29 protein-coding genes and 1 tRNA gene are annotated in these 19604 nt (G+C 60.4%); 6 read left to right on the top strand and 24 right to left on the bottom strand.

Annotated elements, in window-relative coordinates; all coding sequences use genetic code 11:
- Window positions 1–6 precede the first annotated feature (6 nt).
- The 4 genes from ACT89O_RS22120 to ACT89O_RS22135 form a co-directional block, all read right to left on the bottom strand.
- A complete protein-coding gene (locus ACT89O_RS22120) occupies window positions 7–504 on the bottom strand; it encodes a copper chaperone PCu(A)C (RefSeq protein ID WP_055395359.1) in 498 nt (165 codons plus the stop codon).
- Between the two features lie 89 nt (window positions 505–593).
- Window positions 594–1154, bottom strand: a complete 561-nt coding sequence (locus ACT89O_RS22125; protein ID WP_487261206.1) for a YcnI family copper-binding membrane protein — start codon at window positions 1152–1154, stop codon at window positions 594–596.
- Between the two features lie 14 nt (window positions 1155–1168).
- The gene (locus tag ACT89O_RS22130) at window positions 1169–3484 is read right to left on the bottom strand and encodes a TonB-dependent receptor (RefSeq protein WP_487261207.1); all 2316 of its coding nucleotides are present in this window, start codon (window positions 3482–3484) and stop codon (window positions 1169–1171) included.
- 80 nt (window positions 3485–3564) lie between these two features.
- Window positions 3565–3930 carry a DUF2946 family protein gene (locus ACT89O_RS22135; RefSeq protein ID WP_055395352.1) on the bottom strand — a complete coding sequence of 122 codons (366 nt, stop codon included), beginning with the start codon at window positions 3928–3930 and terminating at the stop codon, window positions 3565–3567.
- A 122-nt stretch (window positions 3931–4052) separates the two neighbouring features.
- Between ACT89O_RS22135 and ACT89O_RS22140 the strand changes: the two genes are divergently transcribed.
- The 5 genes from ACT89O_RS22140 to ACT89O_RS22160 all read left to right on the top strand — a co-directional run bounded on the left by ACT89O_RS22140 (window position 4053) and on the right by ACT89O_RS22160 (window position 6692).
- A complete protein-coding gene (locus ACT89O_RS22140) occupies window positions 4053–4700 on the top strand; it encodes a glutathione S-transferase (protein ID WP_055395350.1) in 648 nt (215 codons plus the stop codon).
- Window positions 4701–4818: 118 nt separating this feature from the next.
- Window positions 4819–5190, top strand: coding sequence for a TraR/DksA family transcriptional regulator (locus ACT89O_RS22145; protein WP_055395348.1), 372 nt, complete (start codon window positions 4819–4821; stop codon window positions 5188–5190).
- Window positions 5191–5261: 71 nt separating this feature from the next.
- Window positions 5262–5636, top strand: a complete 375-nt coding sequence (locus tag ACT89O_RS22150) for a hypothetical protein (protein ID WP_121421387.1) — start codon at window positions 5262–5264, stop codon at window positions 5634–5636.
- 52 nt (window positions 5637–5688) lie between these two features.
- Window positions 5689–6102: a VOC family protein gene (locus ACT89O_RS22155; protein WP_487261208.1), complete on the top strand. Its 414-nt coding sequence runs from the start codon at window positions 5689–5691 to the stop codon at window positions 6100–6102.
- Window positions 6099–6692 carry a MarC family protein gene (locus tag ACT89O_RS22160; RefSeq protein ID WP_055395343.1) on the top strand — a complete coding sequence of 198 codons (594 nt, stop codon included), beginning with the start codon at window positions 6099–6101 and terminating at the stop codon, window positions 6690–6692. Before ACT89O_RS22155 ends, ACT89O_RS22160 begins: the two co-directional genes overlap by 4 nt.
- 97 nt (window positions 6693–6789) lie before the next feature.
- Here ACT89O_RS22160 and ACT89O_RS22165 read toward each other — a convergent pair whose 3' ends face one another.
- A complete protein-coding gene (locus ACT89O_RS22165; protein WP_055395341.1) occupies window positions 6790–7335 on the bottom strand; it encodes an Rrf2 family transcriptional regulator in 546 nt (181 codons plus the stop codon).
- Window positions 7336–7486: 151 nt separating this feature from the next.
- On the opposite strand from ACT89O_RS22165, the gene nhaR reads away from it, so the two are divergent.
- The gene (nhaR, locus tag ACT89O_RS22170; protein WP_487261209.1) at window positions 7487–8383 is read left to right on the top strand and encodes a transcriptional activator NhaR; all 897 of its coding nucleotides are present in this window, start codon (window positions 7487–7489) and stop codon (window positions 8381–8383) included.
- A gap of 365 nt (window positions 8384–8748) precedes the next feature.
- On the opposite strand, the gene ACT89O_RS22175 is transcribed toward nhaR, so the two are convergent.
- The 19 genes from ACT89O_RS22175 to ACT89O_RS22265 all read right to left on the bottom strand — a co-directional run bounded on the left by ACT89O_RS22175 (window position 8749) and on the right by ACT89O_RS22265 (window position 19436).
- A tRNA-Met gene (locus tag ACT89O_RS22175) sits at window positions 8749–8825 on the bottom strand.
- Window positions 8826–8847: 22 nt separating this feature from the next.
- Window positions 8848–9240: a 50S ribosomal protein L17 gene (gene rplQ, locus ACT89O_RS22180; protein WP_008906513.1), complete on the bottom strand. Its 393-nt coding sequence runs from the start codon at window positions 9238–9240 to the stop codon at window positions 8848–8850.
- 87 nt (window positions 9241–9327) lie between these two features.
- Window positions 9328–10320, bottom strand: coding sequence for a DNA-directed RNA polymerase subunit alpha (locus ACT89O_RS22185; RefSeq protein WP_008906514.1), 993 nt, complete (start codon window positions 10318–10320; stop codon window positions 9328–9330).
- Window positions 10321–10432: 112 nt separating this feature from the next.
- Window positions 10433–11056, bottom strand: coding sequence for a 30S ribosomal protein S4 (rpsD, locus tag ACT89O_RS22190; RefSeq protein ID WP_055395681.1), 624 nt, complete (start codon window positions 11054–11056; stop codon window positions 10433–10435).
- Window positions 11057–11146: 90 nt separating this feature from the next.
- Window positions 11147–11551, bottom strand: coding sequence for a 30S ribosomal protein S11 (gene rpsK / locus ACT89O_RS22195; protein ID WP_005793662.1), 405 nt, complete (start codon window positions 11549–11551; stop codon window positions 11147–11149).
- Between the two features lie 16 nt (window positions 11552–11567).
- The gene (gene rpsM, locus ACT89O_RS22200; RefSeq protein WP_008906516.1) at window positions 11568–11933 is read right to left on the bottom strand and encodes a 30S ribosomal protein S13; all 366 of its coding nucleotides are present in this window, start codon (window positions 11931–11933) and stop codon (window positions 11568–11570) included.
- Between the two features lie 23 nt (window positions 11934–11956).
- Window positions 11957–12070, bottom strand: a complete 114-nt coding sequence (rpmJ, locus tag ACT89O_RS22205) for a 50S ribosomal protein L36 (RefSeq protein WP_005793651.1) — start codon at window positions 12068–12070, stop codon at window positions 11957–11959.
- A 145-nt stretch (window positions 12071–12215) separates the two neighbouring features.
- Window positions 12216–13535, bottom strand: coding sequence for a preprotein translocase subunit SecY (gene secY / locus ACT89O_RS22210; protein ID WP_055395679.1), 1320 nt, complete (start codon window positions 13533–13535; stop codon window positions 12216–12218).
- A gap of 24 nt (window positions 13536–13559) precedes the next feature.
- The gene (gene rplO / locus ACT89O_RS22215) at window positions 13560–13991 is read right to left on the bottom strand and encodes a 50S ribosomal protein L15 (protein ID WP_055395677.1); all 432 of its coding nucleotides are present in this window, start codon (window positions 13989–13991) and stop codon (window positions 13560–13562) included.
- A gap of 10 nt (window positions 13992–14001) precedes the next feature.
- On the bottom strand, window positions 14002–14184 hold the full coding sequence (gene rpmD / locus ACT89O_RS22220; RefSeq protein WP_007861725.1) for a 50S ribosomal protein L30: 183 nt from the start codon (window positions 14182–14184) through the stop codon (window positions 14002–14004).
- 14 nt (window positions 14185–14198) lie between these two features.
- Complete coding sequence (gene rpsE / locus ACT89O_RS22225; RefSeq protein ID WP_008906520.1) at window positions 14199–14717, bottom strand: 30S ribosomal protein S5; 519 nt, start codon at window positions 14715–14717, stop codon at window positions 14199–14201.
- A gap of 17 nt (window positions 14718–14734) precedes the next feature.
- The gene (gene rplR, locus ACT89O_RS22230) at window positions 14735–15100 is read right to left on the bottom strand and encodes a 50S ribosomal protein L18 (protein WP_005793639.1); all 366 of its coding nucleotides are present in this window, start codon (window positions 15098–15100) and stop codon (window positions 14735–14737) included.
- Window positions 15101–15111: 11 nt separating this feature from the next.
- Window positions 15112–15645, bottom strand: coding sequence for a 50S ribosomal protein L6 (gene rplF / locus ACT89O_RS22235; RefSeq protein WP_055395675.1), 534 nt, complete (start codon window positions 15643–15645; stop codon window positions 15112–15114).
- A 25-nt stretch (window positions 15646–15670) separates the two neighbouring features.
- Window positions 15671–16066 carry a 30S ribosomal protein S8 gene (gene rpsH, locus ACT89O_RS22240; protein ID WP_008906523.1) on the bottom strand — a complete coding sequence of 132 codons (396 nt, stop codon included), beginning with the start codon at window positions 16064–16066 and terminating at the stop codon, window positions 15671–15673.
- Window positions 16067–16086: 20 nt separating this feature from the next.
- Window positions 16087–16392 (bottom strand): 30S ribosomal protein S14, encoded by a 306-nt coding sequence (rpsN, locus tag ACT89O_RS22245; protein WP_487261210.1) that lies wholly within the window; start codon window positions 16390–16392, stop codon window positions 16087–16089.
- A gap of 8 nt (window positions 16393–16400) precedes the next feature.
- A complete protein-coding gene (gene rplE, locus ACT89O_RS22250) occupies window positions 16401–16940 on the bottom strand; it encodes a 50S ribosomal protein L5 (RefSeq protein ID WP_055395671.1) in 540 nt (179 codons plus the stop codon).
- Between the two features lie 9 nt (window positions 16941–16949).
- Complete coding sequence (gene rplX, locus ACT89O_RS22255; protein WP_055395669.1) at window positions 16950–17270, bottom strand: 50S ribosomal protein L24; 321 nt, start codon at window positions 17268–17270, stop codon at window positions 16950–16952.
- Between the two features lie 9 nt (window positions 17271–17279).
- The gene (gene rplN, locus ACT89O_RS22260) at window positions 17280–17648 is read right to left on the bottom strand and encodes a 50S ribosomal protein L14 (RefSeq protein WP_007861702.1); all 369 of its coding nucleotides are present in this window, start codon (window positions 17646–17648) and stop codon (window positions 17280–17282) included.
- A gap of 195 nt (window positions 17649–17843) precedes the next feature.
- A complete protein-coding gene (locus ACT89O_RS22265; protein WP_431151001.1) occupies window positions 17844–19436 on the bottom strand; it encodes a glycerol-3-phosphate dehydrogenase/oxidase in 1593 nt (530 codons plus the stop codon).
- Between the last annotated feature and the right edge of the window lie 168 nt (window positions 19437–19604).

Consider the following 19604-nt stretch of genomic DNA (forward strand, 5'->3'; position numbering starts at 1 on the left):
GAGATGTCAGTGTTTATGCCCATTCATCATGGTGCCTGCGGTGGCACCACCGGGTGCTGCCGTGCCCACGGGCACCGTGAGGTCGAGCTTGCTTTCCACGCCCTTGGCGTCCTGAAACACCAGGGTGAGTGGCACCGAAGCGCCTTTGGCCAGCGGAGCCTTCAGGTCCAGCAGCATGACGTGGTAGCCACCGGGCTTGAGCTCCACCGTCTTACCCGCAGGCAGGTCAAGCGCAGGCACGGCGCGCATCTTCATGATGTCGCCTTCCATCTTCATCTCGTGCACTTCGGTGATGCCCGCAGCGGGCGACTCGGCGCGCACCAGGCGGGCGCCGTCCTGGGCGGTGAGGCGCATGAACGCACCGGTGGCCTTCTGGCCCTGCACGCTGGCGCGCGCCCAAGCACCTTCGACTTTGACAGCGGCGGTCTGTGCCCATGCGGGGGCGCTGGCGAGTACAGCGGCTAGAGTGGAAACCAGGGCGGCGGTGTGAAGCAGTTTTTTCATGATGGATGCCTTTCGGTGAGTGAGAGAACGAGAAGAAGCGAAGAAGGGAAGAGGGACGGGAAAGGGAGTACAGGCCGTGGGCCGGACTATCAATGATGGTGGGCAGCGGCGCCGCCCGTGGGCAGAATCTCCAGCGCTGCAGCGGGGGACTTCAGGTCCGAGAGTTTTTGGCCCGCCTTGGGCACCTCGGTCCAGTCGTTTTTGCCTTCCGCACACACCTGGCGCACAGGCCAGTACACGGTGCCGGCCTGCTCGGGCGCCTGGGCCACGAGCGCGAACTCATCGTAGTGCGCGCTTTGCAGCATGTCGTCCGGCGTCTTCGCCGTCCAGGTCACACGCACCACGTCTTCGGTGATGCTGCGGCCGTGGCTGGTATAGGGCTGAGCGAGCTTTTCGCGCTGTACATCGAGCGTCCAGCCCGGCTTGGGCATGGGGCGCGCGCCACGCATGCCCGCCGGGATGTCCACCGCGATCTGCCGCGTGGGCGACGCACCGCAGCCGTGGCCCACCTTGAATGTGGCCTTGTAGCCTGCGCCCGCCGGGGCGACCTGGTATTCGAGCACCACATGGGCGGATGCAGAGCCAAAAAGGCCTCCTGCGCCTGACAGCAAAGCGATTAAAGCTATCTTTTTCATAGTATTCAGAGACATGGGATGTATTCCTTTCAGAGACTGACCTTGAGCTCAGCGAGGTAAGTGCGCTGCGGGTAGGGGTGGAAGTTCCAGAACTGGTAGTTGTTCAGGTTGTCGATGCCCACGGCCGCGCTGACCTGCTTGGTGATCTGGTAGCGCACGCGCACGTCAGTGGTGAAGTAGCGGCTGGCGCCCTGGTAGGCAAAACCGTTCACGTCGGTGTTATCCAGCGTGCTGTACTGCCTGCCGCTGTAGCGCGCGCCCAGGGTGTACGACCACTTGTCATCCGGCCGGTACGTGGCCACGGCGCTGGCGCGCCACTCGGGGATGCGCGGCTGCCACTTGCCCACGCTGGCGGGGAACTTGTCGTTGCGAGTGATCTTGGAGTCCGTCCAGGTCAGGCTGCTGCCCAGCTCCAGCCCGCGCATGAAGACATTGGTTGCCTGGTACGACAGTTCCAAGCCCTTGGTGAGGATGGCGTCCACGTTCTGCACGTTGGTCACGTTGGGTGTGACGAGCACATTGGTCTGGGAATACAACGCGTCTTTCGTGCGCTCAAAGAACGCTGTGAGGCGCAGCAAACCGTTGCCCATGTCGCGCTCGGCGGTCAGCTCGGTGGTCCAGCTTTTTTCAGGCTTCAGGTTCGGGTCGTTGTTGATGAGCGTGCCGCTGCCGCTGATGCCGCCCTGGTACAGCTCGGCCACGGTGGGCATGCGCACCGCGCGGCCAGTGGAGGCCTTGAGCACCCACAGGTCGTTGGCCTGGTAAGCCACCGCAGCCTTGGGCGAGAAGTAGGTTTCGTTGCGCTCGGGGTGGCTCACGGTGGTGGTGGCATTGCCGGTCTGGCCGTTGCTGGCGCTCCAGCGCTCGGCGCGGGCGCCCAGAACGGCCTTCCACTTCGGCGCAATCTTCCAGGTGTCTTGCGCCCACAAGCCAATGAGCTGGGTGTCGCCGTTGAAGGCCTGGTTGCGGGCGCCTGCATCACCGCTGATCCAGTTCGTCGTGGCGTTCTCCACGGTGCGCAGCTGGTAGCTGTCGCGCTGCAGGCCAAAGTCCACGATGTGCGCGCCCTGCACCCCATCGGGCCGCCAGGTGCCTTTGGCGGCCAGCGTGTTCCAGCCCGTGCCCTTGTTGTTGACGATGCGCCCTGCCCCGCCGTTGAGCGCTGCAGGCAGCGCGACGGTGGCAGCGCGCAGGGTGTCGGTCTGGTAGTCGTACAGGCTGGCGGCCACTTCCCAGTCAAACACGCCCTGCGTGCGGCTCTTGAGCGACAGGCCGTGCATGAAATGCGTGAGGTCTTCGTTGGACACATTGAAGTCCGTAGGCGCGAGCGCAAACGAGCGGCCATTGATGTTGACCGTGCCGCCGTACACCGCATTGCCGTTGGCGTCGCGCAGGTAGCTGGTGGGCCGCCCCTCGGATGCGTTGTGCCACCAGCCAAAGGTGTAGGCGGCGCGCACGGTGGGCGAGAAGTCGTAGGCGATCTTGGCCTTGATGTGGTCTTGCTGCGTGTGGTACTGGGTGGCAGTGCCCAGCAGGTACCAAGGCTGGTTGCTGCGGTTGTTGCCCAGCACCGCGCCCGTCACCGGCGTGCCTGCATTGCCCACGGCGCCTGCAGACACAAGGCGCGTGGGGAAGGTGAGCGGCTGGCCCTCGCTGTCGGTCTTGTTGAAGTTGAGGAACCAGGACCAGTCGCCGTTCTTGTTGCCGACGGACGCGCTGACCTGCTTGCCCGCGTAAGTGGCATTGGTGTTGTAGAGGTCAAAGGGCTGGTGCTGGTAGCTGACCTGACCGTGGGCTTCAAACTTCGTCGGCATGCGCGTGACGTAATCCACCACCGCGCCCACCGAGTTGCCTGCGTAGGCGGCCGAAAACGGGCCGTAGAGCACGTCCACGCGCTCGATCTCCTCGGGCGTGACCAGCATCCAGCGCGGCGCGTTGGTGGGGCCGTTGCCGAGGTAATTGCTCAGCAGAATGCCGTCGGCAAACACCATGGAGCGTGCCGGGTTGCCCGTGCCCGAGGCGCGCGTGGATAGCACGGCGTGGTTGTAGTCGCCGATGTAGCGCTTGCGCACCAGCAGGCTGGGCAGGTACTTGAGGGCGTCTTCGCTGTCGGTGGCGTTGATCGAATGCTCGATCTGCTCGCGCGTCACGCCCTCGATGGTGGTGGGAATCTGCGTGGGCAGCGAGGTGGGCTGGCCGCCGCTGATGGTGACCACGCCCAGTTCCTTGACGGGGGCATTGCTGTTGCCAGTGCTGTCGGCGGTCTGGGCCAACGCGGAAACGCCCACGCAGAGTGCGAGGGGAAAGGCACTGGCCACGGCCAGCGCCATGCGACTTTTGCGCATGGGAACTCCTGAATTTCGAGCCAAATAGGCTGCCAGCGCTTATCCATCAAGCGCAAACAGCTATTAAAAATATAGCAATTTCAGGAGAAGGCGGGGGGCCCACGCGGCGGCAGCGGCGCGGCGGTGCGCGCAGCAATGTGAGCGGCAGGAATGGGGCGCAGGGCATGCGCCAGGGGGTGGACCACAGGCAGCTGGGCCTGCGACACGGGAGGCGGAGCGCCGACATGCGCGCACAGGGGGCAGTCCAGCGTGTGGCTGGACATCTCCTTGGCGCCGTCATCGGTCTTGACCAGCAGCTTGATGGCGCCCGAGCCCGAACAGATCAGTTCCATCGCCTGCGGATTGACCAGCGGCGACGCTACCGCCACGCCGATGGACAACACAAACCACGCCAGCACAAGGCGGGCGAGCCAGCGAAGGCTGCGAATGGTTTGCAGGGAGGGCATGGGTGCGAATTGTAGGGGGCCTGGGTGCGCACCCCTTGACCGGGGTCATCTGCGCGACGGACTGCGCCCCCGCCCCCACCTAGGATGCGTGCTGCATTCACCACCACAACGGAGACGCCACCATGCTCACACTCTGCGGCTTTTCGGCCAGCAACTACTACAACAAGATCAAACTCGCCTTGCTCGAAAAGGGCCTGCCCTTCACCGAAGAACTGGCCTGGGTGGGCGAGACCGACCGCAGCGCCAGCCCGCTGGGCAAGGTGCCCTACCTGCGCACGCCCGAGGGGCCGCTGTGCGAATCGGCCGTGATGGCGGACTACATCGAGGCAGCCCACCCACAGCCAGCGCTGATCCCCGCCAACCCCTACCAGGCCGCCAAGGTGCGCGAGCTGATCACCTTTCTGGAGTTGCATCTGGAGCTGGTGGCTCGCAACCTGTATCCCCAGGCGTTTTTTGGCGGAACCGTGAGCGACACCGCCAAGGAAAAAGTGGGAGCGCAGCTTGAGAAAAACATTGCCGCCTTCGGTCAGCTTGCGAAGTTCAGCCCCTACGTGGGCGGCGACGCCTTCACCCTGGCCGACTGCGCCGCCATCGTGCACCTGCCGCTGGTCAGCTCGGCCACCAAGATCATCTACGGCCGCGACTACCTGGCCGATCTGCCTGTGCGCGAGTACCTCACGCGCATGGCAGAGCGCCCCCACGTGCAGCGCGTGAACGCCGATCGCAAGACCAACACCGCTGAAATGCTGGCGCGGCCGCCCAAGCGCTAAGACCCTGTTCTAAACCCGCCCCCAGGCGCTGGGTCTTCATCCCTTGACCTTGGTCAACCGAGGTCATCGCGCACAAGCGCACCATGCAGGTATCCGATCACCCTTGAGGAGACACCGCATGGACAAGACCCAGGCCGCCCCATTCCGCCAACAATTGCTGGCCCAGCAATCCGAGCTGCTGGCCCAGTTGGCCGCGCAGCGCGGGGGCGTCATCGGCCGCGCCGAGGCCGCTGCCGACCACTTTGGTCAGCCCGAGGACCCGCGTGCCCAGCTCGCCACCGAGCGTGAACTGGAGTTTGCGCTGGACGAGCGCGAAACCACCCACCTGGCCGCCGTGGAAGCCGCTTTGGCCCGCATTGAAGCGGGTACGTACGGCGAATGCACAGACTGTGGCACCCACATCACCGCCGCACGCCTGCACGCCACCCCCGAGGCCGCACGCTGCGTGCATTGCCAGGAAAAGGCCGAGCAACACCGCCGTGCTGCGTGAGTTCGCTCACGCATTCAGGCCCCTTTTCCCTTCTTTCCCCGTTTTTTTCGTCACTTCAAGAAAGCCGATTCATGAGCACTTTTCACGCAGTAGTCTGGATGGACCAGTCCGAAGCCCACGTGGTGATGTTCGACCGCGAGCATGCCGAGGCCCAGCGCATCAAGTCCCGCAGCCACCACAAGCACCAGGGCAAAGCCGACGACCTCACCGCTTTCTTTGCCGACGTCGCCCAGGCCTTGGCCGACACGCGTGAAGTGCTGCTGGCTGGCCCGGGCCTGGTACGCAACCAGTTCCGCGACTGGGCGGCTAAGCACCATGCTGCGGTGGCCGATGTGGTGGTGGACTCTGTGGCTGCAGACCACCCGACCGACGCCCAACTGGTGGCCATGGCGCGCCAGTATTTCAAGAAATTTGACAACATGGCCGCCGACCCGTCGGTCGCCTGACAGGCCTCCAGGCCGCGCCCGCAGCGCAGCCTTGGCTGCTATCCTTTGCGGGATGCGCAGCCTCTTTCACCTCGCCTTTCACGTCACCGACCTGGATGCCGCGCGCCGCTTTTATGGCGGCGTGCTGGGCTGCCAGGAAGGCCGAAGCACCGATACCTGGGTGGACTTCGATTTTTTTGGCCACCAGATCTCGTTGCACTTGGGCACCCCGTTTGCCAGTGCCCGCACCGGCCATGTGGGCGACCACCTGGTACCCATGCCGCACTTTGGCGCCATCATGGAATTGCCCGACTGGCATGCGCTGGCCGCACGGCTGAAGGCCGCCGGCACCGCCTTCGTGCTGGAGCCGCAGGTGCGCTTTGAAGGCCAGCCCGGCGAACAGTGGACGATGTTCTTCCACGACCCCAGCGGCAATCCGATCGAGATCAAGGGCTTTCGCTCACTGGACGCGGTGTACGCATCGTGAGCTACACCTTCGCGTCCGCCACCATCCTGCTCCTGCTGATCACCGATCCGCTCGGCAACATCCCCATCTTTGCCAACGCCCTGCGCGGCGTGGCGCCCGAGCGCCGGGCGCGGGTGATCCTGCGGGAGGTGCTGATTGCGTTTGCGCTGCTGCTGGTGTTTCTGTTTTTCGGGGCGCAGTTTCTGCAGGTGATGAACCTGAGCGATTTGTCGTTGCAGATTGCGGGTGCGGTGGTGCTGTTTCTGATCGCGCTGCGCATGATTTTTCCGTCGGCTGACGGCCCACAGGCGGAGCTGCCGGGCGAACCCTTGATCGTGCCGCTGGCCATCCCTGCCTTGGCGGGCCCATCAGCGCTCGCCACTGTCATGCTGCTGGTGGCCCAGGCGCCGGAACGCCGCTGGGAATGGGTGGGCGCGCTGTGCGTCACCATGGCCGTGTGCGCCGTGGTGTTGCTGATGGCAGAACGCATCCAGCGCCTGGTGGGCGAACGCGTGGTGATGGCGTTTGAACGCCTGATGGGCCTGATCCTGGTCGCCATCTCGGTAGAGATGCTGATCCGGGGAATCAAGCAGCTCGCGCAGCAGCTGTAGCAGCCCCGCGCACGCAAAACTGATGGAGGGCGGGCCAGAGCCGCCCCCGGAGCACTGGCATGCGCCCGCAACTGCAGAGCGCAACCGGTGTGCGGTCTCAACGGCGTTGCAGCAGCGGGATCGAACCCAGTGCGAACACCGAGTTGGGCACGCCCACCCGCGCCATCAAGGGGCGTGGCTTGGCGCTCAGCTTGGGGCGAGGGGCTGCAGGGGCCATTTCCTCGGCCACCACACCCTTGGCATGCTGCTGCGCCACAAGGTCTTGCAAAGTCACCGACTGCAAGTACTCCATCACCCGTGCGTTGAAGGTGGACCAGAGTTCGCCCGTCATCGACTTGACTTGCGCAGCCTGGCCGGCACCCAGGCTTTGCAGATCGTCGGTCTTGAGGTTCTCGACCGCCAGGATGATCTCGGCCACTGAGATCTGGTCTGTGTTTCGGGCAAGGGTGTAACCGCCACCCGGGCCGCGTGTGCTGTCCACGAGCCCGGCACGGCGCAAGGCGCTGAACAGCTGCTCCAGGTACGACAGCGAGGTACCCTGCCGGGCGCTGATCGTCGAAAGCGCTACCGGCCGCATCTTCTGGCGCAGCGCCAGGTCGGTCATTGCCGATACCGCAAGTTGTCCTCGGGTGGTAATCCGCATCGTTGCTACTCCTTGTGAACGTTGACAGTTCCAGACCGCAGCACCAATGGCTGCGGAAAGGGGCCAAGCGTTCAATGTAGGCGGTTTAATACTTCGCGTATATTCGTTTTATCAACGTTGATTGATCGTTTTTTACGAAGCATTTATCACCATGAACTTCAAGCATCTGCGGTATTTCTGGACGGTTGCAAAGGCCGGAGGGGTGATGCGGGCAGGCGAGCAGCTGCACACCACGCCCCAGACGCTTTCTGGGCAGATCAAACAGCTGGAGGAATGGCTAGGCCACGACCTCTTTCGCAAGCGGGGGCGTGGGCTGGAGCTCACCAGCGAGGGTCGTGTCGCCCTGGGTTACGCGGAGCAGATTTTTACGCTGGGGGACGAGCTGGAAAAATCGATCCGCCTCTCCCGCGGCCACGCCAAACCGCTGGAATTTCGCGTGGGGGTTGCAGACTCGATCGCGAAGTCCGTGGCCTATCACCTTCTGGAACCCGCCTTGGGCATGCCTGAACAGGTGCACATGACCTGCCAGGAAGGAAAATTTCCAGAACTCATCGCCCAACTGAGCCTGCACAAACTCGATCTGGTGCTGGCCGATGAACCCGTTTCCAAAAAAATCGGCGTCAAGGCGTTCAACCACCCGCTAGGAACCAGTGGGATGAGTTTTTTTTGCGCTCCTTGCCTGAAGACGCAGCTACAGGGGTCCTTTCCCCAATGCCTCCAGGGCGCCCCCATGCTCATCCAAGGCCCCATGTCTTCCGTGCGCCAACAGCTCGATCACTGGTTTAACAAATACCAATTGCAGCCACGGCTCGTGGGTGAGTTCGACGACAGTGCGTTGATGAATGCTTTCGGCCGCGAAGGCCGTGGCGTTTTCACGTCCCCGACCGTTCTGGATGAGGAAACCACCGCACAGTTTGGTGTCGAAGTGATCGGCCGCACGACGGAACTGGTCGAGGAGTTTTTTGCGATTTCTGTGGAGCGACGCATCACGCACCCCTGCGTGGCAGCAATCACCAAGGCTGCCAAGGCAGATCTGTTCGGGAAATGAGTTTGCCGGGTGCCACCCCGCGCAGGACTCCACGATCGAAGACCTCCAGGCGGGCTCAGGATCGCCGAGGGGTCAGGTTAAGGCAGCTTTTTGCAGCCTCTCAACAAAACTCGGCCTCAGTCAGCCAACTCATGGAGCTGCTGTGATCAGCCCTGCGGCAAACACCAAGGCTCCCCCGATAGCCCAGGGCCAGGCCCTCGTTTGTGAAAACATGCCATGCCGGATGACGGCGACATGAAAGGCCATTTGCCGGGTTGGAAGAAATCACCTGGCAAGCCAGAGTGCCAATCCCGCACGGTCCGAGAGGCAGAAACAAAAACGCCCACTGTGTAGTGGGCGTTTTGTTCAGCAGAGGCCTGCCATGTTGGTTGCGCGAGAAGGATTTGAACCTCCGACCTTTGGGTTATGAGCCCAACGAGCTACCAGACTGCTCCATCGCGCGGTAAGAAATAAATTATACCCTATTATTCAGCTGCTGCCGAATTATTTTCGGTTTCAGCAGCACGGTCGACCAATTCGACCAGCGCCATGGGAGCGTTATCGCCCACACGGAAGCCCATCTTCAGAATACGGGTATAGCCACCGGGACGCACCTTGAAACGAGGGCCCAGGTCATTGAAGAGCTTGGTCACGCTATCACGGTCGCGCAAGCGGTTGAATGCCAGACGGCGGTTTGCTACGGAGTCTTCCTTGGCCAGGGTGATCATGGGCTCGATCACGCGGCGCAGTTCCTTGGCCTTGGGAACGGTGGTCTTGATGACTTCGTGCTCGATGAGCGAATTCATCATGTTCTGCAGCATCGCGAGGCGGTGCGAGCTGGTACGGTTGAGTTTGCGGAGGCCGTGTCCGTGGCGCATGGTGCTTTCCTTTGAGTAATTAAATCAGGCAGCCGTATCAGGTACTGCCCGAGGCACTGTTCCCGGCGGGGAACCGAAAATTATAACTTAACGCTTGTCCAAGCCAGCTGGTGGCCAGTTTTCCAGTTTCATGCCCAGCGTGAGACCACGCGATGCGAGCACTTCCTTGATCTCGTTGAGCGACTTGCGGCCCAGGTTAGGGGTCTTGAGCAGCTCATTCTCGGTGCGCTGGATCAGGTCACCGATGTAGTAGATGTTCTCGGCCTTCAGGCAGTTGGCGGAACGCACGGTCAGTTCCAGCTCGTCCACAGGGCGCAGCAGGATCGGATCGAACGTGGCATTGCCGCGTGGGCCTGCAGGTGCGTCGAACGCAGCCAGCTCGCCACCTTCCAGCTGTGCAAACACAGCCAGCTGTTCCACCAGGATCTTGGCCGATGCACGCACTGCGTCTTCGGCAGTGATGGCACCATTGGTTTCGATCTCGACCACCAGCTTGTCCAGGTCGGTACGCTGCTCGACGCGAGCGCTTTCCACGGTGTAGCTCACGCGCTTGACGGGCGAGAACGAAGCATCCAGCACGATGCGGCCGATCGACTTGGTCGATTCGTCAGCATAACGGCGCAGGCTGCCAGGCACGTAGCCGCGGCCCTTCTCGACCTTGATCTGCATGTCCAGCTTGCCGCCTGCCGACAGGTTGGCAATCACGTGATCGGGGTTGACGATCTCGACGTCATGGGGCGTCTGGATGTCGCGCGCGGTGACCACGCCTTCGCCATCCTTGCGCAGGCTCAGCGTGACTTCGTCGCGGTTGTGCAGCTTGAACACCACGCCCTTGAGGTTCAAGAGGATGTTGACCACATCTTCCTGAACGCCATCGATGGACGAGTACTCGTGCAGAACGCCTGCAATGGTGACTTCCGTCGCTGCGTAACCCACCATGGACGAGAGCAGGACGCGCCGGATGGCGTTGCCCAGCGTGTGGCCGTACCCACGCTCGAACGGCTCCAGTGCGACCTTGGCACGATTGTGGCCAAGCTGCTCGACATTGATCGCCTTGGGTTTCAGCAAATTGGTTTGCATTCAGACTTCCTCTCAATACCCCCAGCTCGTTACACCGGTAAGGCTGGTGAAGCGCCTAAACCGCGATGCCTCGCGGTTCAGGGACGGTTTTCTCGAAATATGTACCGAGCGATTAGCGCGAATACAACTCAACGATCAGGGATTCGTTGATGTCGGCGCCAAACTCATCACGGTCAGGCACCTTCTTGAAGATGCCTTCAGCCTTGTCGGCATTCACTTCCACCCAGGCGGGCATACCCACTTGTGCGGCCAGTTGCAGGGCTTCCACAACGCGGTTTTGCTTCTTCGACTTTTCGCGCACAGCCACAACGTCACCCGTCTTCACGAGGTAGGAAGCAATGTTCACGGACTTGCCGTTCACGGTAATCGCCTTGTGCGACACCAGCTGACGGGCTTCAGCGCGGGTCGAACCGAAACCCATGCGGTACACGACGTTGTCGAGGCGGGATTCCAGCAGGAACAGCAGGTTGGCGCCGGTATTGCCCTTCTTGCCTTCAGCGGCTTCGAAGTAACGGCGGAATTGCTTTTCCAGCACGCCGTACATGCGCTTGACCTTCTGCTTTTCGCGCAGTTGCAGACCGTAGTCAGAGGTACGGGCACCCGAGGTGCGGCCGTGTTGACCAGGCTTGGAGTCGAACTTGGACTTGTCGGCGATCGAGCGACGGGCGCTCTTCAGGAACAGGTCCGTGCCTTCACGGCGGGAGAGTTTGGCCTTGGGGCCGAGGTAACGTGCCACTTGAGCTTCCTTTGTGTCATCTGCCGCAAACCATTGCGGGAGCCGCCTGAGGCGCTTGCGCGTTCACAGGCGGCGGTGGGCTTAGAGAGATTAGATACGACGACGCTTCTGAGGGCGGCAGCCGTTGTGCGGCACTGGCGTCACGTCAGAAATCGACGTGATGCGGATGCCCAGGGCACCCAGTGCGCGGACCGAAGATTCACGGCCAGGACCGGGACCCTTGATTTCAACGTCAAGGTTCTTGATACCTTGATCGATGGCAGCGCGGCCGGCCACTTCCGAAGCCACTTGGGCTGCGAATGGGGTGGACTTGCGCGAACCCTTGAAACCTTGTCCACCGGACGATGCCCACGACAAGGCATTGCCTTGGCGATCGGTGATCGTGATGATGGTGTTGTTGAACGAGGCGTGCACGTGTGCAATACCGTCCGAAACGTTCTTCCGGACCTTCTTGCGAACGCGCTGAGCTGCGTTATTGGCAGGAGACTTAGCCATGATGATCTTTCAATCTTTATTTCTTCAGTGCAGCTGCACCCTTGCGCGGACCCTTGCGAGTGCGAGCATTGGTACGGGTGCGCTGACCACGCATTGGCAGACCGCGGCGATGGCGGAAGCCACGATAGCAGCCGATGTCCATCAAACGCTTGATGTTCATCGTGGTTTCGCGGCGCAGGTCACCCTCAATGGTGAACTGCTCGATTTGCTCGCGAATTTTTTCCAGATCGCCGTCCGTCAGATCTTTGATCTTCTTGGAGTAAGCGATACCAGTTGCTTCGCAAATCTTGCGAGCGCGGGTGCGACCAATGCCAAAAATGGCGGTCAAACCGATTTCCGCGTGCTTGTGCGGCGGAATGTTAATGCCAGCGATACGTGCCATATGCGTCCTCTAATACTTTCCAATCAACCTTGGCGCTGCTTGTGACGCAGATCCGTGCAGATCACGCGCACCACACCCTTGCGGCGGATGATCTTGCAGTTGCGGCAGATTTTTTTGACCGAAGCCGAAACTCTCATTGCATTCTCCTAAAACTTTTCCATCCGTCCCGGCTGCTTCGCACGGAACACAATTTGTGCCCGCGAAAAATCGTGGGGCGCCAACTCAACCGATATTCAATTCCTTGCAGGCAGTGTCGCAAGTGCGGCACTGCCTTCCTCATCATCAACCGCCTGCGTTGCCCTTGAAATTGGCTTTCTTGAGCAGCGACTCATACTGTTGCGACATCATGTAGTTCTGAACCTGGGCCATGAAGTCCATGGTCACCACCACAATGATCAACAGCGAGGTTCCACCAAAGTAGAACGGAACGTTGTACTTCAAGATCAGGAACTCTGGCAGCAAGCACACAAAGGTGATGTACACAGCGCCTGCCAATGTCAGGCGCACCAGGATCTTGTCGATATAACGGGCCGTCTGTTCACCTGGGCGAATGCCTGGAATGAACGCACCGCTCTTCTTCAGGTTGTCTGCAGTTTCACGGCTGTTGAATACCAGAGCCGTGTAGAAAAAGCAGAAGAAGATGATGGCTGCAGCATAGAACATCACGTAGATGGGCTGACCAGGAGTCAACGCACCCGAGATATCCTTCAACCAGCGCATCGATTCACCTGCACTGAACCAGTTCACCACCGTTGCCGGCAGCAGAATGATCGACGAGGCAAAGATCGGAGGAATCACACCTGCCATGTTCAGCTTCAGGGGCAGGTGAGACGATTGACCACCATAAACCTTGTTGCCTACTTGCCGGCGAGCGTAATTCACCAGTATCTTGCGCTGACCCCGCTCGACAAACACCACGAAGTAAGTCACCAGACCAACGACGAGGACGATGAAGATAGCGGCCAGAATGCTCATGGCACCCGTACGAACCAGCTCCAGAAGGCCACCGATCGAACTAGGCAAACCAGCGGCGATGCCCGCAAAGATCAGGATCGAGATCCCGTTCCCCAAGCCACGCTCTGTGATCTGCTCACCCAGCCACATCAGGAACATCGTGCCAGCCGTCAAGCTGACCACAGCGGTCATGCGGAACCCGAAACCGGGGCTCAGGACCAAACCAGCAGAGCTTTCCAGCGCTACGGCAATTCCCAGCGACTGGAACAGGGCCAAGCCCAACGTGCCATAGCGGGTGTACTGAGTGATCTTCCTGCGACCGGCTTCGCCTTCCTTTTTCAACTGCTCGAATGTGGGAACCACATAGGTCATCAGCTGCATGATGATCGACGCCGAAATGTACGGCATGATCCCCAGAGCGAAAACCGTGAAGCGCGACAGCGCACCACCGGAGAACATGTTGAACAGATTCAGGATGCCGCCTTGCTGGCCACTGAAGAGCTGCTGGAGTTGGGCTGGATCGATGCCTGGCACAGGGATATGAGCCCCAATGCGGTACACGACCAGCGCAAGCAACAGAAAAACCAGACGACGACGGAGGTCGCCGAATTTCCCGGTCTTTGCAATTTGAGCCGCGCTAGTAGCCACAGATGCCTTCCTTCAGAGCCACACTCAGGCGACGCTGCCGCCAGCAGCTTCAATCGCTGCTTTGGCACCAGCCGTAGCACCCACGCCATTGAGCTTGACAGCCTTGGTCAGGGAACCGCTCTTGATGACCTTCACCACCTTGGCCAATTCGCCAACCAGGCCTGCTTGCTTCAGAGCGAGGACATCCACTTCGGCCAGGCCGAGTTGATCCAATGCCGTCAGCGTCACTTCTGCGTTGAACTTGAGCAAGTGCGACTTGAAACCACGCTTGGGCAAGCGGCGTTGCAAAGGCATTTGACCGCCTTCAAAACCAACCTTGTGGTAGCCACCGGCACGAGACTTCTGACCCTTGTGACCACGGCCAGCGGTCTTGCCCAGGCCGGAGCCGATACCACGGCCTACGCGGCGCTTGGCATGCTTGGCGCCGTCTGCGGGCTTGATGCTATTGAGTTCCATGATCTATCTCTCAGAGGACTTTGACCAGATAGCTGATCTTGTTAATCATGCCGCGCACTTCAGGCGAGTCCTGCAGTTCGCTCACGCTATTGAGCTTGCGCAGACCCAGGCCACGAACGGTGGCGCGGTGCGATTCCTTGGTGCCAATCGGGCTGCGCACCAGTTGAATCTTGACGGTTTGTTGCGTTGTCATTTTCAAGCTCCGGTTCAGGCGAAGATGTCTTCGACTGTCTTGCCGCGCTTGGCCGCCACATTCGACGGGGTGGTCGAATTGACGAGCGCGTCAAACGTTGCACGGACCATGTTGTAGGGATTGGACGAACCATGGCTCTTGGCCACGATGTCAGTCACACCCAACACTTCAAAAACTGCACGCATAGGGCCGCCAGCGATGATGCCGGTACCCTTTGGAGCAGGTGCCATCATCACAACAGCAGCGCCATGGTGGCCGGTCACATTGTGGTGGATGGTGCCGTTCTTCAACGAGACCTTGACCATGTTGCGACGAGCTTCTTCCATAGCCTTTTGCACGGCAGCTGGCACTTCTTTCGACTTGCCCTTGCCCATGCCCACGCGGCCATCACCGTCGCCAACCACCGTCAGTGCGGCGAAACCGAGAATACGGCCACCCTTCACGACTTTGGTCACGCGGTTGACCGCGATCATTTTTTCGCGCAGACCGTCGTCTTGACCTTCGTTCTGCACTTTGGGTTGAAATTTAGCCATTTTGTATTCCGCTCCGCTTAGAACTGCAGGCCAGCTTCACGGGCTGCGTCGGCCAAAGCCTTGACGCGACCGTGGTAGGCAAAGCCTGCGCGATCAAATGCAACCTTCTCGACACCTGCAGCCTTCGCCTTTTCAGCGATACGCTTGCCGATGATCTGGGCTGCTGCGGCATTGCCACCCTTGCCCGAACCGCCGAGCGACTTGCGCACGTCGGCTTCTGCAGTGGAAGCGCTGGCCAGCACCTTGCTGCCGTCGCCGGAGATCACACTGGCGTAGATATGGAGGTTCGTACGGTTCACCGTGAGACGTGCCACGCCTTGCTGTGCAATGCGGATGCGGGTCTGGCGCGAACGACGAAGACGCTGCTCTTTCTTGGTCAACATGTTGCAGCTCCTTATTTCTTCTTGGTCTCTTTGATCGTGATCTTTTCGTCCGCGTAGCGGATACCCTTGCCCTTGTAGGGCTCAGGTGGACGAACAGCACGAATCTCAGCAGCGATCTGACCGACACGCTGACGATCTGCACCCTTGATCACCACTTCCGTGGGCGTCGGGGTGGCAACCGTGATGCCTGCGGGCATTTCGATATTGACCGGATGCGAATAGCCAACAGCCAGATTCAGCTTAGAGCCTGAGGCAGCGGCTTTGTAGCCCACACCGACCAGACTCAGCTTCTTTTCAAAGCCTTTGCTGACACCGACCACCATGTTGTTGACCAACTGGCGAATCGTGCCACTCATGGCATTGGCTTCGCGGGATTCGTTAGCAGGCTCAAAGCTGAGCTTGCCGTCATTGCTGGACACTTTCACCAGCGCGTTTTGCGCCAGCGACAGAGCGCCACCAGTACCCTTGACAGAGATCTGGTCATCTTTCACGGACACATCCACGCCTGCGGGGATGGTCACGGGCATTTTTCCTACTCGGGACATTTCAGTTTCTCCTCAATGCCGCGGGTTAGGCCACGTAGCAGAGCACTTCGCCACCGACACCGGTAGCACGCGCCTTGCGATCAGTCATCACGCCCTTGGGCGTCGTGACAATTGCCACACCCAGACCGTTCATGACTTGTGGAATGGAATCACGGCCTTTGTAGACACGCAGGCCAGGGCGGCTGACGCGCTCAATGCGCTCAATCACGGGGCGACCTGCGTAGTACTTCAGGGCAATTTCGAGTTCCGACTTGCCGGCTTCGGTTTTCACCTGGAAGCCGTCGATATAACCTTCGTCCTTCAGCACCTGGGCGATGGCAATCTTCACTTTGGAAGAAGGCACCAGAACCGTGGCCTTGGCGACCATCTGTGCATTACGGATGCGGGTCAGCAAGTCAGCGATGGGATCACTCATGCTCATGTTTAATCTCTCCTGCCTGCTTACCAGCTGGCTTTGGTGACACCGGGGATGTCGCCTGCAAAAGCCAGTTCGCGGATCTTGGCGCGAGCCAGACCGAATTGACGGAAGGTGCCACGTGGACGACCAGTGATTTCGCAACGGTTGCGCTGACGCGTCGGGTTGGCGTTGCGAGGGAGCTTTTGCAGGCCCAGGCGGGCTGCATCGCGCTCTTCGTCGCTGCGCTTGGCATCGCTAGCGATTGCCTTCAGTTCCGCATACTTGGTTGCGTACTTGGCTGCCAGTTTTTCGCGCTTCAGTTCGCGCTGGATCAAAGCTACTTTAGCCATGCTTCGCCTCAGTTCTTGAACGGGAAACGGAAACCAGCGAGAAGCGCCTTGGCTTCTTCGTCGGACTTGGCCGTCGTGGTGATGCTGATGTTGAGACCGCGCAAGGCATCGACCTTGTCGTACTCAATTTCAGGGAAGATGATCTGTTCTTTGACGCCGATGTTGTAGTTGCCACGACCGTCGAACGCGCGACCAGAGATACCACGGAAGTCACGAACGCGAGGCAGAGCCACGGTCACGAAACGGTCCAGGAACTCATACATCTGCACGCCACGCAGCGTGACCATGCAACCAATGGCCTGGCCTTCGCGGATCTTGAAACCAGCGATAGCCTTCTTGGCCTTGGTCACCACAGGCTTTTGACCAGCAATCTTGGTCAGGTCAGCCACAGCGTTGTCCATCACCTTCTTGTCCGAGACTGCCTCGCTCACGCCCATGTTCAGCGTGATCTTGGTCAGACGGGGAACCTGCATCGGCGAGGTGTAGCCGAACTGTTTGGCCAGTTCGGGAGCGATCTTGTCGCGGTAAATTTCTTGGAGTCGTGCCATGTTTACCCCTTAGGCCGCCTTGATTTCAGCACCGCTGGACTTGAACACGCGAATGCGCGAACCGTCAGCCTGCACCTTGATGCCCACGCGATCAGCCTTGCCCGTAGCGGCATTGAAGATGGCCACGTTGGACTGATGAATTGGCATGGACTTTTCAACGATGCCGCCCGTCGTACCCTTCATGGGGTTTGGCTTGGCGTGCTTCTTGACCAGGTTGATGCCATCGATGACCACGTAGGAGTCATCCTTGCGCAGCGACACCGTGCCGCGCTTGCCCTTGTCACGGCCGGTCAGCACGATGACTTCGTCGCCCTTGCGAATCTTGTTCATGGCGCGTCCTTAGAGAACTTCAGGAGCCAGAGACACGATCTTCATGAACTTCTCGGTACGCAGTTCACGCGTCACGGGTCCAAAGATACGGGTGCCGATAGGCTCCAACTTTGCATTCAGCAACACAGCGGCGTTGCCATCGAATTTGACGAGCGAACCATCGCCGCGACGAATACCCTTCGCCGTGCGAACCACCACTGCACTGTAAACCTCGCCTTTTTTGACGCGGCCACGTGGAGCGGCTTCTTTGATGCTCACCTTGATGATGTCGCCAACGCTTGCATAGCGACGCTTCGAGCCACCCAGCACCTTGATGCAAAGGACGGACTTGGCGCCGGTATTGTCGGCAACCTCTAACCGAGATTCTGTCTGGATCATTTCAATATTCCCAACTTGCACCAGAAGACAACAGCCCCAGAGAACTTCTCAAGGGCTGCAAATCAGCCAGTCAGTCTTGGGCCCGTCGTCCGCACCGCAAACCATTTGCAGCACTTCCCGCTGGGCAGAAACTTCACGTAGGAAACGCGAAGCCCTCGATTATTGCAAAAGACTTTTACGAAGTCAAGCGCCCCATCAGGCCGGAACCTGCAAATACTGTTGCGCCAGCTCCAAAAAGGCATCCAGGTGGGGGTCGGCACCCAGCTCCGCACGCAGGATGTCAGCGACCGCTGGGGCTAGCTCGATGGCCTTGCGGGCATCGAGGAACAATAACCGGGAGCGGCGGGCCAACACATCCTCTACCGTGCAGGCGTATTCGTAGCGGGCGGCAAAGCGCACCATGGCTTCTGTCAGCCCCCCACCAAGATCGGTGTGCGCACCGGCAATGTCCCGGACAACCGCCGCCTCGCTCCCGTAGGAGTGCAGCCCCTGGGCATCACTGATGCGATGTTGAACAGCCCCTTCAGGGGTTCCCACCAAGGGCAAACGATTGGTCACACCCGACGGTTTTTCCGGCAGCAGGCCCGTGGTGAAGCATTTTTGCAACACATCTTCGGCCATGGCGCGGTAGGTGGTCCATTTGCCTCCCGTCACGGTGATCAGGCCACTGCGACTGGCGAGCACGGTGTGCTCGCGGCTGATTTTCTTGGTGTTGTCACCATCGTCGTCCTGCGGCTTCACCAGCGGGCGCAGGCCCACCCAGATACTCCGGATGTCTTCCACCTTGGGCGCACGGGTAAGGTAGCGCGCCGATTCGTCCAGGATGAACCGGACCTCTTCGCGGAAAGGCTGCGGCTCACGCACGATGTCCTGGCGCGGACTGTCAGTGGTCCCGAGAATGAGCTTTCCCAGCCACGGCACGGCAAAAAGGACCCGGCCATCGGCCGTCTTGGGAACCATCAGGGCATGGTCGGACGGAAGAAACTCCCGATCCACCACGATATGCACCCCCTGGCTGGGCGCCACAATGGGCTTGACGGGGCGGCCTATGGCCTCTCCGTCCATCTGGCGCAGGGCATCCACCCATACGCCGGTGGCATTCACAACCGTACGCGCGCGCACGGTGAACTGCTGGCCACTGTCTGCGTCTTCACACACAAAGCCTGCAACCTTGCCAGCTTCGTGAATCAACGACCGCGCAGGGCAGTAGTTGACCACCAGGGCGCCCAGGCTGGCAGCCGTTCGCGCCAAGGCCAAGGCCAGACGGGCGTCATCAAACTGTCCGTCCCAGTACTTAACGCCACCCTTGAGGCCTTCGGGACGGGCCGTGGGCAGACACTCCAATGTGCGTGCGCGCCCCATGAATTCGGTGGCGCCCAAGCCCGCCTTCCCTGCCAAAGCGTCGTACATCTTGAGGCCGATACCGTAAAACGGCGTCTCCCAAAAGTGGTATGACGGCATCACAAATGGCAGGGGTTGCGCCAGATGGGGCGCGTTGTGAAGCAAGGTCGTGCGCTCATGCAACGCCTCGCGCACCAGTGCGATGTTGCCTTGCGCCAGGTAACGAACACCGCCGTGTACCAATTTGGTCGCCCGGGACGAGGTTCCCTTGGCGAAGTCATGCGAGTCCACCAAGACCACGCTGAACCCTCGGGCCGCCGCATCCAGCGCCACCCCCAGGCCTGTAGCCCCACCGCCAATCACAGCCAGGTCATAGTGGTGGGGCTGGGCCAAACGCGCCAAAAGGTCGGCACGCCGTGTGGGAAGGGGAGCAGAGGCAGTAGTCATGGGGTGATTGTCCATGGGCGAAGCAAAAAATAAGGGTTTACCCTTGAATTTTTGTCACTTCGGGGGGAGATCCGGCCCCAGGCCTCCAAAGGCACTGGGGACGGTCTTGAATGAAAAGGCAGCCAGAGACCTTGTGAGCCACGGCTGCCTGAAGCATCGTCACAGTAA

The sequence above is a fragment of the Acidovorax sp. NN32 genome, assembly GCF_057597245.1.